Below are 13,263 nucleotides of genomic sequence, written 5' to 3'. Positions count from 1 at the left end.
CTTGCACACCGGGGGATAAGTGGCTTTCCGACCGTCGTGAACGTTTATGTGGAACCCGCCGAGTTGGTCAAGAGATGACAACGAACAATCTCGACGATTACGACGCCGCGCGGGAGACGTTCGACTGGGAGGACATCTACGACGAAGCCGACTGGAACGCCGGAGAGCGCTTCAACATCGCCCACGAGGTCTGCGACCGCCACGCCGACGGCTCCGGGAGCATCGCGCTCCGCTGGGCGGGCGCGAACGGCGAGCGCGAGACCCTGACGTTCGACGAGCTCGCCGAGCGGTCGAGTCGCTTCGCGAACGCCCTCCGCGCCGAGGGCGTCGAGGAGGGGAGTCGCGTGTTCTCCTACATGCCGCGGACGCCCGACCACTACGTCGCGCTCGTCGGCGCGCTCAAAGCCGGCTGCGTCTGGGGGAGCGTGAACGAACGCTACGGCCCGGACGGCATCGCCTACCGGCTGAACGACTGTCGCGCGTCCGCGCTCGTCACCACCGGCGACAACCGCGACACCGTCTCCGACGCACTCGACGACGTCGACTCCGTCGAGACCGTCTTCGTCTCCGACGCCCTCGCCGAGACCACGCGCCCGGGCGACGTCGACTTCGGCGACGCACTCGCCGACGCCAGCCCCGACTTCGACGCCGTCGAAACCGACCGCGAGGACGACGCCCTCCTCTACTACACTTCTGGGACGACGGGCCCCGCGAAAGGCGTCCAGCACCGCCACCGCTGGCTCGCCGGCGTCGCCGCCACCCAGCGCTACGCCGTCGACCTCCGGGAGGACGACACCTACTGGAGCACCGGCGACCTCGGCTGGCTCACCGGCTGCATCAACACCCTCGGTGCCTGGTTCTGGGGCACCGACCTCTTCGTCTACGAAGGCGAGTTCGACCCCGACGCCTGGGCCGACCTCCTCGACGAGTTCCCCGTCTCCGTGCTCTTCAGCGTCCCCACCGCCTACCGGATGCTCCGCGAGCACGAGGACACGCTCGACGACGTCGACCTCGACCTCCGGCACGCCCTCTCCATCGGCGAACCGCTCTCCGCGGGCGTCGTCGAGTGGGGCGAGGACGTCCTCGACGTCACCGTCCACGACACCTACGGGCAGACCGAGACCGGGAACATGATCATCAACAACTACCCGGCGATGGACATCCGGCCCGGCAGCATGGGGAAACCCCTCCCTGGTATTGAGGCCGCCGTCGTCGACCCCGAATCGGGCGAGGTTCTCCCGCCCGGCGAAACCGGCGAGATCGCCCAGCGCGGCGACTACCCCTGCTTCTTCGCCGGCTACTGGGAGCAGCCCGAGAAGACCGAGCGCTGCTTCGTCGACGGCCCGGACGGCGAGTGGTACTTATCGGGTGACCTCGGCCACCTCGACGACGACGGCTACTTCTGGTTCGAGGGCCGCGCGGACGACGTCATCCTCTCCTCGGGCTACCGCATCGGGCCGTTCGACGTCGAGAGCGCGCTCGGCGAACACCCCGCCATCGCCGAAGCCGCCGTCGTCCCCAAACCACACCCCGAACGCGGCAACATCGTGAAAGCCTACGTCGTCCGCTCCGACTCCTACAGCGGCGACGCCGACGACGCGCTCGTCGAGGACATCCAGAGCCACGTCAAGCAGGAGGTCGCCGCCCACGAGTACCCTCGGGAGGTCGAGTTCGTCGACGACCTCCCCAAGACGGTAACTGGAAAAATTCGGCGGACGGAACTCCGAGACGAGACGGGAGAGTAATCGATTCGTCGAGGGAGCGACGGGCGGACGGACAGTCACGGCAGCTCGCTCATCGGCGTCGTCACCGGACGGTGTACGTCTCGTCGCCGGGGAGGAATCGACCGAGGTCGCTCTCTCGACGGTAGTCCCACGACATGACGCGCTCGACGCCGTCGACGTAGTCGTCGAAGTCGCTGCCCGTCCAGTCCGCGGGGTCTTTCGCGGGGACGACGAGGAAGCCCGACCCGCTGAGTTCCTCGCCGTGAATCGCGTCGAGGTCGTCCGCGAGCGCCGCCGGGCGGGGCGTGTACTGTTCGAGGACGTGACGGGTCGCGCGCTCGCCGACGGGGAGGAGAACGTGGGCGGTGATGGCGCGGAGCTCCGAATCGAAGAACGCCTCGTGGCGGTCGTAGGACGCGCTCGTGGGCGCGCCGTCGGCGTCGGGGACGGCGGCGTGGAGGTAGGACGCAAAGCAGTTCGAGAGCGTCGGCTCCGGCTCCGCGGCCGCGAGGCCGACGGCGGCGAGCGCGTCCCAGAATCGCTCGACGGCCGCGGTCCCCGTGAACGGGATGCCGGTGTCGACGCCGCCGTGGACGCCGGGGTGGTCGCCGACGACGTGGAAGTCCGCGTTCGCGTCCCCGTAGCCGTGGACGACGCGGTCACCGGGCGGGCTCATGCCGAACGGGTTGCTCGTACGGTCGGTGACGTTCTGCACGGTCTCCGGTAGGCGACGCGGAGGTTTAGACCGCACGGTCGCGCGGGTCGCAGACCGTGTGGCGTCAGTGGCCGACGACGACCGCGCCCCGCATCCCCTTCTCGGCGTGCGCCTCGCAGACGTACCGGTGGACGCCCTGCTCGTCGAACTGATGCGTGAACGACGCGCCGGGCTGATGGTGGTAGTCGGACTCGAAGGAGCCGTCGACCGCCACGACGTCGTGACTGCCGCCCTTCCCCGTCCACACCCAGCGCACGACCGTGCGCGGCGAGACCTTTATCGCCGCCGGCCCGAACCCGAAGTGTCCGCCGTTCCCCGGCACGCCCACCTCGACTTCCACCTGCCCGCGGCCCGTGTAGTCGAGCGTGCCCGTGAAGTTCGACGTGTTCTCGAACCAGCCGTCGTAGCTCGGCCCGTCGGTGAGGAACTCCGGCGTCTCTGCCGCGTCCGTGATGCAGCCAGCGGTCGCCGCGAGCGCCGTCACGCCCGCCGCCCGCAGGAACGACCGCCGCGTCTCGACCATGCCTCTCCCTCGCCGCTCGCCGACTAAAACCTCTCGGGCCGCGGGCTACTCGACGCGGGTCTCCGTCGCGGCGATTGACGGAACTCTCGCGTCGCACCGTCGCCGCCGCCCTCGCCGCGCTCTTCGGTGCCTTCGGGATGCTCGCGCTCGGCACGCGCGTAGTCCTCCGCGCCACCAGCGCCGACCGGGACCCGCCGTGGTGCCGCCGCTCCTTCTGGCTCGCTAACGCCGGCCTCGCCGTCATGGTCCTCGCGAGCCCCCTCCCCGTCGGCTTCCTCCAGCTCGACGCCGTCTACACGCAGGGGTACGCCGCCGCCGACGCCGGCGTTCACCGTGACGGCGCTCAGGGGGACCGAGACGACGGCCGCGGCGACGAGGTAGCGCGCGACGAATCCGGCGTACCGCGGGTCGTCGACGGCGCGTCGCAGGCTCTCGACGAGGGCGCGCGGGAGGCCGACGTGGTATGCGAGGAGGTAGGGCGTCCCGCAGGTCAGGTAGCCGAGGACGGCGAGGAGGACGAACGCGGACGCGACGCCGACCGCACCCCGGCCGACGAGCAGGACGAGAAGCGCGTACCCGACGCCGGCGCGCAGGACGGTGAACCCGAGGACGTGCGGGAGGAGCCGTGCGCACTCGCGGGCGGCGAGCGGGTCGCCGCGAGCGCGCTGGCCGAGCGCGCCGAGATACCCCGCGCCGAGCGCGCCAGGGCCGCGCCGGCCGCGAGCACGAGGAGCGACGGCGGCGCGTTCACGGTGACTCCCTGACTCGGCGGGTCCACGAGCGTCCAGAGCGACCCGACGCCCGGCGGGAGCGCGAACTTCACGCCGACGTGGAAGCCGTCGTAGGCCGCGATTTCACCGATTTTGTCCGGCGACGCGACCGACAGGAGCGCGGGAACGACCGCGAGCCACGGCGCGTCCCCGGTGACGCGCTTCGCCTCCGCCAGTCGCGACGCCGACGCGGCCCGTCCGTCCCCCGGCGGGTCCGCGTCACCTGCGGCGTCGACGCCGTCTGCGTCCGCTCGGCCGTCCGGGTCGTCGCCTGGATGTGTGGAGGGCATCGCCGGGCGCGTCTCACTGAGGTCAGTTCAAACTTCCTCGTTAGCGGATACGCTGAAGAGTCGTCCGAGCGTCTCGTCGACTATGACGGTCCTCGTGCTCGGCGACCAGCTCGTGCGGCGCGCCGGTCCGCTCGCCGACGACCCGGAGCGCGTGCTCATGGTGGAGTCCCGCGAGTTCGCGGCTCGGAAACCCTACCACGCGAAGAAGCTCGTCCTCGTGTTCTCGGCGATGCGGCATCTCCGCGACGCCCTCCGCGACGACGGCGTCACCGTCCGCTACGAACAGGCGGACTCCTTCGCGGAGGGCTTCACCGCCTTCTTCGACGACCACCCGGAGGAGACGCTCACGTGTATGCGGCCGGCGGGCCGGAACGCCGCGGCGGCGCTCCGCGAGACCATCGCGGACGCGGGCGGCGACGTCGAGTTCGTCGGGAACGAGACGTTTCTCTCGACGCCCGCGGCGTTCGACGAGTGGTTCGACGAGATACCGAAACAGGAGGCGTTCTACCGGCGGATGCGCGAGCGAACGGGCGTGTTGATGGACGGCGGGGAGCCGGTTGGCGGCGAGTGGAACTACGACAGCGAGAACCGCGACACGCCCCCCGACGACTACGACTATCCCGAGCCGGTTCGCTTCGAGCCCGACGCCCTCACGCGGGACGTGATGGACGACGTCGAGGCGACCCACGAGACGTGGGGGAGCGTCGAGGGCTTCGACTGGCCGGTGACGCGCGGGGGCGCGCTGGACGCCCTCGACGACTTCGTCGAGAATCGGCTCGCGGACTTCGGCCCGTATCAGGACGCGATAGTCGAAGGCGAGTGGGCGGTGAACCACGCCCTCCTCGCCCCCGCGATCAACCTCGGACTGCTCGGACCGATGGAGGCCGTCGAGGCCGCCGAAGCCGCCTACGAGGAACGTGACGACGTCCCGCTCAACTCCGTGGAGGGGTTCGTCCGGCAGCTGCTCGGCTGGCGGGAGTTCGTGCGGCACGTCTACCGGCGCGAACCTCGCTTAGCGGACGAGAACCGGCTGGGCGCGACGCGCGACCTCCCCGACGTCTACTGGTCGGGGGAGACGGACATGGCGTGTCTCGGGGACGCCGTCGAGGGCGTGCGCGAGCGGGGGTACGCCCACCACATCGAGCGGCTGATGGTGCTCTCGAACTTCGCGCTGACGTACGGCGTGGACCCGGGCGCGCTGAACGACTGGTTCCACGCGGGCTTCGTCGACGCCTACCACTGGGTGACGACGCCGAACGTCGTCGCGATGGGCGTCTACGGGAGCGACGCGCTCGCGACGAAGCCGTACGCGGCGTCCGCGAACTACGTCGACCGGATGAGCGACCACTGCGCGGGCTGTGCGTTCGACCCCCACGCGACGACCGGCGAGGGCGCGTGCCCGTTCAACGGCCTCTACTGGGACTTCCTCGCGGAACACGAGGACGCGCTGCGGTCGAACCACCGGATGGGGCTCGTCTACGCGCACCTCGACGACAAACGCGAGACCGGCGACCTCGAGGCCATCCGCGACCGCGCCGACGTGGTCCGAGAGCGCGTCGGCGACGACGCCCCGTGGTAACGAACCCAGTGGTTACCTGGTTACGGAAGGTAAGTTTATGGCCGCGGGCGGCCTTCGACCCAGCATGAGCGACGACGCGCGACTCCCGACGTCTTGTCCCGGCGAGGAGTGGTGTCCGGTCACCGCCACCGCCTCCCTCGTCGGCAAGAAGTGGCATCCCGTCATCATCGCCCGCCTCCTCGAAGACGGCCCGCTCGGCTTCAGCGAACTCGAATCGGAAGTCGACGGCATCTCCAGTAAGGTGCTCTCGGAGAGCCTCGACGACCTCGGAGAGAAGGAACTCGTCGACCGGACGGTCGTGAACGAGAAACCCGTGCGCGTCCAGTACTCGCTGACCGAACACGGGGAGTCCCTCGAACCCGTCATCGTCGCGCTCGGCGAGTGGGGCGAGGAACACCTCGTTCAGGCGGAAGAAGGGAGCGCGTCCGTCGTCTGAACGAATCTACTTACTCGGCTTCGATGGTCGCCTTCGCGTCCTCGACCGTCAGCCGGTAGAGGTTCTGTCGAGCGTCGGGGATGTAGATGTCTTTCTCCACGACGTCCGCTTCTTGGAGGCGGTCGAGCGCGTCTCGAACCGTTCGCTGCGAGAGTCGGGATTTCTCCACGATCTCCTTCTGCGTGAGGCCGCCGTTGTACTCGAGTACCTTCAGGACGAGCTTCGCGCTGGGCGGCAGATCACGGACGGTTTCTTCGCTGAACATCTACCTGTAACCAGGACCGCCTCCCCCTTAGGTACTCGGTAACGACCGAGTCAGGGGGTTACGTGTCGGTAACCGCCTCGACCTCGACGTCGCTCTCCGCGAGGTACTCGCGCTCCCACTCCCGGCGCTCCCTGATGACGTCCTCGCCCGCCTCGGTGAGGTCGTAGTAGTTCGTCCGCGCGTCCTTCGCGCCCTTCTCGACGAGTGATTCGCCTTCGAGCGTGTCGAGGTTCTGATAGACGCGGGCGTGGATGACCGACGAGCCGTACGCGGATTCGAGCTCGCGCTGCACGGTGATACCCTTCGGCTCGTCGAGGCCGGCGACGACGTAGAAGAGGTCTCGCTGGAACCCGGTGAGGTCGTCCATTGCTGCCCGTCTATTCTCCCCGAAGTGAATAGTGCTCCGAACATATCGACAGTCGAACCGCGGGGCGAAGAAACTCGACCACGCGCGTTCGGACGACGGAGGAGCGGTCGCCGGGGAATCGCGGAGCGGCCGCTCGTCGGTCGAGCGTTCGAGAGAAAACCGGGGGGTGACGTCTTACTCCTCGTCGTCGGCGTCGCCCTCGTCGTCGGCGGCCTCGGCGTCAGCCTCCTCGTCGGCGTCGTCAGTTTCGTCGGCGGCCTCGTCGATTGACGCGTCGTAGCCGGCGAACTCGACTGCTTCGAGCAGGTCGTCGGCGTCGGCGTCGCCGTCGACCGAGACCGTCTTCGCGTCGAGGTCCGCGCTCGCGTCGTCGACGCCGCTGACTTCCTCGAGCGCGCCGGTGATGATGTCCGCACAGCCATCGCAGTTCATGCCGTCCACGGTGAGCGTCGTGCTCATACCCGGCTTTTGCGGGGGATACGTTAGGGCCTTACGCTACTCACGCGCCGCCGCTCAACCGCTCGTACGTCGACTCGAACCGGTCGAGGCAGGACGGACAGCAGAAGTGGTACCGCTCTCCGTCCACGCGGAGGGACTCCCCCTCGGCCGTGACGGTGTTTCCGCACTCCGCGCAGGTGAGCGCGAGCTCCGCCTCGCCGACGCGCGGCGTCCAGTCGCTCTCGCTCAGCAGGGAGACGTCGTACTCGCGGACCGCGTCGAACGGGACGTTCTCCGCGAGGAACGTCCGCACGCCGCCGTCGGGGACGTAGACCTGCGCGACGACGCGGGCGTCCGCCGTCACGAAGACGTGCTCGACGCGGTCGGACTCCGCGAGCGCCGCCCGCACGGATTCGACCTCCGCGGGCTTCACCTCGACGTCGAGGAGAATCGGCGTCCCGGTGTCGAGGAGGGAGCGGTCGATGTCCACCGTGAACCGGCGGACGACGCCGAGCTCCTGGAGGCGGTCGATGCGCTCCGAGACGGTCGGCGGGGAGCGGTCCACCGCCTCCGCGATCTCACTGTACGGCCGTCGCGCGTCGGCGGCGAGCAAGCGCAGAATCTCGCGGTCGATGTCGTCCAGCGTCCGCATGCCGTCAGCTTACGGCCCGAGGTATATAGCGCCCCCGCCCGAATTATTTTCAAGCAACCAAAACACTGAATTATTGGTGGGTCGTACGTCGGGATATGTCCCAGAAGTTCGACATCGAGGGGATGACCTGCGAAGGCTGTTCGCGCGTCGTGACGAGCGCGATCGACGGCGTCACCGGCACGCGGAACGTCGACGTCTCGCTCGCAGACGAAGAAGCGACCGTCGAGGGCGACGCCGACGCCGAGGACATCGAGGACGCTATCGCAGAAGTCGGCTACAAGGCGACGAAGAAAGAGTAGTCAGCGGCGTTCGTACCGCTCGCTCGGGTCGTAGTTCCGGAAGAGGAGGCTGTTCGTCAGGACGCTCATCGAGGAGAACGCCATCGCGGCCGCGGCGAGCGCGGGTTGGAGGAGACCGAGCGAGGCGAGCGGGATGGCGAGCGTGTTGTACCCGAGCGCCCAGAAGAGGTTCTGCTTCACTTTCTGCAGCGTCGCCTCGGAGATGTTGATGGCTTTCACGACGTCCGAGGGGTCGTCGCGCATCAGCGTGACGTCCGCCGCCTCGATGGCGACGTCCGTCCCGGAACCGACGGCGACGCCGACGTCCGCGGCGGCGAGCGCGGGCGCGTCGTTCACGCCGTCGCCGACCATCATCACGCGCGTCCCCGGCGTCCGCAGGGAGTCGATGACCTCGGCCTTCTCTTCCGGACGGACGTCCGCGCGGACGCACCCGCTGGGAATGTCGAGCTCGGCGGCGACCGCCGCGGCCGTCCGCTCGTTGTCGCCCGTGAGGAGGCGGACGCCCAGCCCGCGGTCGAGGAGTTCCTGTACCGTCTCCTTCGCCGTCTCGCGGACCGTGTCGCCGACGCCGAGCACGCCCGCGAAGTCGCCGTCGATGGCGACGAGCACCGGCGTCTTCCCCTGCGACGCGACGTCCTCGATGGTCGACTCGGCCGCGTCAACCGAAATCCCCTCGCGGTCGAAGAGCGCGCGGTTCCCGACGAGAACCCGGTGGCCGTCCACGGACGCGAGAATGCCGTGCCCGGGGACGCTCTCGAACGTCTCGGGATGCGTGAGGTCGATGCCTCGCTCCGCTGCGCCGTCGACGAGCGCCTCGCCGAGCGGGTGTTCGCTCCCGCGCTCCGCGCTCGCCGCCGCACGTAGCAGGCGGGTTTCCGCGGGCGTCGTCTCGGCGTCCGCGCCGCCGCCGCTCGCCACCGCCCCTCCGTCGGAGCGGAGCTCCGACGTCCCTCGCGAACCGTCCGTTCGCTCGCCGCCGTCCGCCGCGGTCCGGTCGAGCGCGACGACGTCGGTGAGCGTCATCTCGCCCGTCGTGAGCGTTCCCGTCTTGTCGAAGACGACCGTGTCGACGGACTGCACGCGTTCGAGGACGTCGCCGCCCTTGAACAGGACGCCGTTCTGCGCGCCGAGCGCCGTCCCGACCATCGTCGCCGCCGGCGTCGCGAGGCCGAGCGCGCACGGACACGCGATGAGGACCGCTGACGCGAAGACGAGCACGGAGAACTCGAACGCCGTCACCGCGCCGCCGACCACCGCCGGCCCGCCACCAGTGAGCCCCCAGAGCGGCAGCCACTCCACGAACCCCGCGAGCGCGCCCGGGCACGCGTACCAGAGCACTCCCCAGACGAGCGCGTTCACCACGACCGCGGGCACGAAGTACGCGCTGATGCGGTCCGCGACCCGCTGTACGTCCGGCTGTCGCGACTGCGCCTCTTTCACCGTTTGCACGATGCGCTGGAGCGCCGTGTCCGCGCCGACCGCCGTCGCCTCCACGACGAGCCGGCCGTTCTCGTTCACCGTCCCGCCCACCACGTCGTCGCCGACCGACTTCTCCACTGGCACGGACTCGCCCGTCACCATCGACTCGTCCACCGAGGACTGCCCCTCGACGACGACGCCGTCCGTCGGGACCTTCTCCCCCGGTCGGACGAGCAGGCGGTCGCCGACCGCGATGTCGTCGACGTCGACCGCCCGCTCCTCGCCGTCCTCCAGTACCGTCGCCTCGTCGGCTTCGAGTTCGAGGAGCTCCTGCAGCGCGTCGCCCGCGCGGTGTTTCGTCCGCGCCTCGAAGTAGTTTCCTACCGTTACGAAGAGCAGGACGAACGCCGCCGTGTCGAAGTAGAGCTCGCCCGGGAGCACGCCGGCGAGCACGAAGACGCTGTACGCGTACGCCGTCGTCGACCCGAGCGCCACGAGCACGTCCATGTTCGCCGACCGGTTCTTCCAGACCGCGTGGTAGGAGTTCTCGTAGAACTCGCGGCCGAGCAGGACCTGCACGGGCGTCGCGAGCGCGAACGGCACGAGACCGAACGGCAGCGCAGTCCCCGGAATCGTGTCGGGAACGGTGCCCGGTGAGAGCAGGTGGACGGCCATGAGCGCGAGGAGCGGCGCGGTGAACGCCGCGCCGAGGAGGCTGAGGCGTTTCTGCCGCGCGAGCTCCGCGGAACGCGCCTCGTCGACGGCACCCCCCTCCCCGCCGTCGGCTCCCGACTCCCGCACGGGCTCGTAGCCCGCGTCCTCGACGGCGTCGTAGAGGTCGTCGAGCGACACCATCGAAGGGTTGTAGGTCACGCGCGCTTCGTCCGTCGCGAAGTTCACGTCCGCCTCGATGACGCCGGGAACGCCCTCCAGCGCCGTCTCGTTCGTGCTCGCGCAGTTCGCACACGTCATCCCCGTGATGGCGACCGTGACCGTCTCGGAGACCGGGTCGTAGCCCGCCCCGCGGATGGCGTCGTAAATCTCCGCCATCGAGACGCGCTCCGGGTCGTACGTCACGGTCGCGCCGTCCGTCGCGAAGTTCGCGCTCGCCGACGACACCCCGTCGAGCGCGGCGACGGCGTCCCGCACGCTCCCCGAACAGCTCGCACAGGACATCCCCATCACGTCGATCGTTCCGGTCTGTTCGCTCATTACCCCACGCTACGTGGACCTCGTTTAATGCAGTTCCCGTTACGAAAATACGAATCCAGCGCGGCGAACCTCAGAAGATTCGGGAACTCGCCGATCAAACGCCGATTCTCCGAACACTGCACACTACTGAGGAGGTATCAGAACCCGGTATCTCGGCGGGAGGACGCGATTCGAGGCTCTTCGTACGTGGTTTGGTTTCGAAAGTCATTCTCGGAGCCCTGCCGGTGGTTCGACGGCCGGGTCAGCGGTCCCTCATCCGTGAGCCGAGGAGCCGGTGGTGATGCCGACGGCGCTCACCGTCGACGGGACGAGCTGTGGGCACCGCGGGCAGCGCGTCGAGGACGCCGGCTCCGAGCCGAGCGCGTAATCAGAACTGCGCGGCGAGCAGAGCGAGCGTGACGGCGAGTATCGCGACGCCGTTCAGCCCGACCGACTGCTTGTGATAGGTCGCGAACGCGTCGTCGCCCGCGGCCTCCATCTTCGGGACGAGCGCCCAGCGCGCGTAGGCGTGACAGAGCACGCCGACGAGCGCCATCGCCGGCACGCCGAGCGAGGGCGCTGCGCTCAGAGCGCCCAGCGCCGCCCACGCGACGACCGCGAGCGCGCCGAGCGCGACGCCGACGACGTAGTACGTCGGGAAGATGGCGTTCACGACGCGGCCCGCGTCGTCGTCGAGCACGCGGAACGTCGTCGGCGCGGCGACGAAGGAGAAGAAGGCCATCGCGCCGAGCCAACTCCCGAGCGACGCGTCCACGACGAACCCCGCGAGCGCAGTAGCGAGTGACACAGGGGACGTCGGTGCGCGAGCGGATTGAACGTTCGGGATTTATCTGTCGCCCGCGCGGACGCTCCCGGCATGGACCGCCAGCAGCGGCGCGTCGCCGGCTACCTCGCGCTCGTCGCCGCCGTCACCGTGGCCTGCACGCTCGCCTACGCCTACGGCATGGCGACCTTCGAAGGCCGCCCGCGCTCCCTCCTCTACTCCCTCCACGTCGTCGTCGAGACCTTCACGACGACGGGGTACGGCGAGGACGCCGGCTGGCAGAGCGCGCCGATGCTCGTCCTCATGGTCGTCATGCAGTTCACCGGCATCCTCCTCGTCTTCCTCGCCCTCCCGATCTTCGTCGTCCCGTGGATCGAACGCCGGCTCGAAGTCGAGCCGCCGACGCGCGTCGACGTCACCGACCACGTCGTCATCTGCGGGTTCACGCCGCGCGGCGACACGCTCGTCGACGAACTCGACGCGCAGGGCGTCGACCACGTCATCGTCCTCGACGACGAAGAACGCGCGCGAGAACTCCACGAAGCCGGCCGCACCGTCGTCGCCGGCGACCCCGAGGAGGAACGCACGCTCGAACGCGCCTGCGTCGACGACGCCCGCGCCGTCGTGCTCGACGGCGGCGACGAGGCGAACGCCATCGTCGCGCTCTCCGTCCGCGAAGTCGCGCCCGACGTCGAGCTCGTCGGGTTCGTCCAGGACCCCGCGGGCGGCCGCTACATCCGGCTCGCCGGCGCGGACCGCGTGCTCAGCCCGCACGTCATCCTCGGGCGCAGCCTCGCCGACAGAGTCACGTCCGCCATCACGCCCGACCTCGGAGAGACCGTCGAAATCGGCTCGGACTTCGAAATCGCGGAAATCCCCATCCAGTCCGACAGCGAGCTGGACGGCGCGACGCTCGCCGACGCCGGCATCCGCGAGCGGACCGGCGTGAACGTCATCGGGGCGTGGTTCGCCGGCGAGTTCGTCGCCGGCCCGCCGCCCGCCCGCGAACTCCACCGGAACACCATCCTCCTCGTCGCCGGCTCTCGCGAGGCCCTCGAATCTCTCAAGCGGTACACGCTCGCCGACCCGCGGTACGACCGCGACCACGGGCGCGTCGTCGTCGCCGGCGCGGGCGAAGTCGGCTCCATCGTCCACGAATCCCTCGAACGCACCGACATCGACGCCACGCTCGTCGACCGCGTCGACGGCGACGACGTCGACGTCGTCGGCGACGTCACCGAGACGGAGACGCTCGAAGCCGCCGACCTCGGCGACGCCGACGCCCTCATCCTCGCGCTCGGCGACGACTCCAGCACCGTCTTCTCCACGCTCGTCGCGCGCGAGTTCGCCGCCGACCTCGACATCATCTGCCGCGCGAACGAAGCCGAGGCCGCGAACCGCATCTACGCCGCCGGCGCGGACTACGTCCTCACGCTCTCCCGCGTCAGCGGCCGGATGCTCGCCGCCACCCTCCTCGGCGAGGACGTCATGACGCTCGACACCCAGGTCGATATCGTCCGCACCGACGCCCCCGGCTTCGAGGGACTGACGCTCGCCGAAGCCGACATCCGCTCGCGAACCGGCTGCACCGTCGTCGCCGTGGAGCGCGACGACGACGTCCACACCGACCTCGGCCCGGACTTCCGCATCCGGACCGGGGACGCGCTCGTCGTCGCCGGCACCGACACCGACATCGCGACGTTCAACGAACTCGCGGGCGTCACCCCCGCACCCGCGACAGACTGACCGTTCGTCCACTTCTGCACGCGACTGTCGGTCGGAGTCGTTCCCGCGCTATCCCGCACATACTT

General features: G+C 69.5%; 14 protein-coding genes. 6 read left to right on the top strand and 8 right to left on the bottom strand.

The genetic code is table 11. From position 1 onward, the window contains the following. Positions 1–74: 74 nt before the first annotated feature. The gene (locus tag IEY26_RS09390; RefSeq protein ID WP_188978244.1) at positions 75–1,745 is read left to right on the top strand and encodes an acyl-CoA synthetase; all 1,671 of its coding nucleotides are present in this window, start codon (positions 75–77) and stop codon (positions 1,743–1,745) included. Positions 1,746–1,806: 61 nt separating this feature from the next. On the opposite strand, the gene IEY26_RS09385 is transcribed toward IEY26_RS09390, so the two are convergent. Both IEY26_RS09385 and IEY26_RS09380 read right to left on the bottom strand, forming a co-directional pair. Beyond that, a complete protein-coding gene (locus IEY26_RS09385) occupies positions 1,807–2,439 on the bottom strand; it encodes a uracil-DNA glycosylase family protein (RefSeq protein WP_188978242.1) in 633 nt (210 codons plus the stop codon). Between the two features lie 64 nt (positions 2,440–2,503). Beyond that, the gene (locus IEY26_RS09380; RefSeq protein WP_188978240.1) at positions 2,504–2,962 is read right to left on the bottom strand and encodes a halocyanin domain-containing protein; all 459 of its coding nucleotides are present in this window, start codon (positions 2,960–2,962) and stop codon (positions 2,504–2,506) included. Between the two features lie 74 nt (positions 2,963–3,036). Here IEY26_RS09380 and IEY26_RS09375 point away from each other — a divergent pair, with 74 nt between their 5' ends. The 3 genes from IEY26_RS09375 (at position 3,037) to IEY26_RS09365 (ending at position 6,037) form a co-directional block, all read left to right on the top strand. After that, complete coding sequence (locus IEY26_RS09375) at positions 3,037–3,726, top strand: hypothetical protein (protein WP_188978238.1); 690 nt, start codon at positions 3,037–3,039, stop codon at positions 3,724–3,726. A gap of 378 nt (positions 3,727–4,104) precedes the next feature. Next, positions 4,105–5,601: a cryptochrome/photolyase family protein gene (locus IEY26_RS09370; protein WP_188978236.1), complete on the top strand. Its 1,497-nt coding sequence runs from the start codon at positions 4,105–4,107 to the stop codon at positions 5,599–5,601. 64 nt (positions 5,602–5,665) lie between these two features. Then, entirely contained in the window at positions 5,666–6,037 is a 372-nt protein-coding gene (locus IEY26_RS09365; RefSeq protein ID WP_188978234.1) for a winged helix-turn-helix transcriptional regulator, read from the top strand. A gap of 10 nt (positions 6,038–6,047) precedes the next feature. Here the strand turns inward: IEY26_RS09365 and IEY26_RS09360 are convergent, their stop codons facing one another. The 4 genes from IEY26_RS09360 to IEY26_RS09345 form a co-directional block, all read right to left on the bottom strand. After that, a complete protein-coding gene (locus IEY26_RS09360) occupies positions 6,048–6,302 on the bottom strand; it encodes a MarR family transcriptional regulator (RefSeq protein ID WP_188978232.1) in 255 nt (84 codons plus the stop codon). A 58-nt stretch (positions 6,303–6,360) separates the two neighbouring features. Then, complete coding sequence (locus IEY26_RS09355; protein ID WP_188978230.1) at positions 6,361–6,669, bottom strand: helix-turn-helix transcriptional regulator; 309 nt, start codon at positions 6,667–6,669, stop codon at positions 6,361–6,363. 174 nt (positions 6,670–6,843) lie between these two features. Beyond that, positions 6,844–7,128, bottom strand: coding sequence for a heavy-metal-associated domain-containing protein (locus IEY26_RS09350; protein WP_188978228.1), 285 nt, complete (start codon positions 7,126–7,128; stop codon positions 6,844–6,846). Between the two features lie 40 nt (positions 7,129–7,168). Beyond that, the gene (locus tag IEY26_RS09345) at positions 7,169–7,759 is read right to left on the bottom strand and encodes an AsnC family transcriptional regulator (RefSeq protein ID WP_188978227.1); all 591 of its coding nucleotides are present in this window, start codon (positions 7,757–7,759) and stop codon (positions 7,169–7,171) included. A 95-nt stretch (positions 7,760–7,854) separates the two neighbouring features. Here IEY26_RS09345 and IEY26_RS09340 point away from each other — a divergent pair, with 95 nt between their 5' ends. Then, positions 7,855–8,058 (top strand): heavy-metal-associated domain-containing protein, encoded by a 204-nt coding sequence (locus tag IEY26_RS09340; RefSeq protein ID WP_188978225.1) that lies wholly within the window; start codon positions 7,855–7,857, stop codon positions 8,056–8,058. Here IEY26_RS09340 and IEY26_RS09335 read toward each other — a convergent pair whose 3' ends face one another. Then, on the bottom strand, positions 8,059–10,689 hold the full coding sequence (locus tag IEY26_RS09335; protein ID WP_188978223.1) for a heavy metal translocating P-type ATPase: 2,631 nt from the start codon (positions 10,687–10,689) through the stop codon (positions 8,059–8,061). 367 nt (positions 10,690–11,056) lie between these two features. Further along, positions 11,057–11,476, bottom strand: a complete 420-nt coding sequence (locus IEY26_RS09330) for a DUF4149 domain-containing protein (RefSeq protein ID WP_229774003.1) — start codon at positions 11,474–11,476, stop codon at positions 11,057–11,059. 69 nt (positions 11,477–11,545) lie between these two features. Here IEY26_RS09330 and IEY26_RS09325 point away from each other — a divergent pair, with 69 nt between their 5' ends. Further along, complete coding sequence (locus IEY26_RS09325) at positions 11,546–13,198, top strand: potassium channel family protein (protein WP_188978221.1); 1,653 nt, start codon at positions 11,546–11,548, stop codon at positions 13,196–13,198. Positions 13,199–13,263 lie beyond the last annotated feature (65 nt).

The organism is Halocalculus aciditolerans (assembly GCF_014647475.1).
Taxonomy (GTDB): Archaea; Halobacteriota; Halobacteria; order Halobacteriales; family Halobacteriaceae; genus Halocalculus; species Halocalculus aciditolerans.
Note: the sequence above shows the minus strand (reverse complement) of the source record. Positions and strands in the feature narration are given on the sequence as shown.

Coding starts and splice junctions, on each gene's coding strand:
- IEY26_RS09390 (WP_188978244.1), top strand. CDS start 75: ATGACAACGAACAATCTCGACGATTACGACGCCGCGCGGGAGACGTTC.
- IEY26_RS09380 (WP_188978240.1), bottom strand. CDS start 2,962: ATGGTCGAGACGCGGCGGTCGTTCCTGCGGGCGGCGGGCGTGACGGCG.
- IEY26_RS09370 (WP_188978236.1), top strand. CDS start 4,105: ATGACGGTCCTCGTGCTCGGCGACCAGCTCGTGCGGCGCGCCGGTCCG.
- IEY26_RS09365 (WP_188978234.1), top strand. CDS start 5,666: ATGAGCGACGACGCGCGACTCCCGACGTCTTGTCCCGGCGAGGAGTGG.
- IEY26_RS09360 (WP_188978232.1), bottom strand. CDS start 6,302: ATGTTCAGCGAAGAAACCGTCCGTGATCTGCCGCCCAGCGCGAAGCTC.
- IEY26_RS09355 (WP_188978230.1), bottom strand. CDS start 6,669: ATGGACGACCTCACCGGGTTCCAGCGAGACCTCTTCTACGTCGTCGCC.
- IEY26_RS09350 (WP_188978228.1), bottom strand. CDS start 7,128: ATGAGCACGACGCTCACCGTGGACGGCATGAACTGCGATGGCTGTGCG.
- IEY26_RS09345 (WP_188978227.1), bottom strand. CDS start 7,759: ATGCGGACGCTGGACGACATCGACCGCGAGATTCTGCGCTTGCTCGCC.
- IEY26_RS09340 (WP_188978225.1), top strand. CDS start 7,855: ATGTCCCAGAAGTTCGACATCGAGGGGATGACCTGCGAAGGCTGTTCG.
- IEY26_RS09335 (WP_188978223.1), bottom strand. CDS start 10,689: ATGAGCGAACAGACCGGAACGATCGACGTGATGGGGATGTCCTGTGCG.
- IEY26_RS09325 (WP_188978221.1), top strand. CDS start 11,546: ATGGACCGCCAGCAGCGGCGCGTCGCCGGCTACCTCGCGCTCGTCGCC.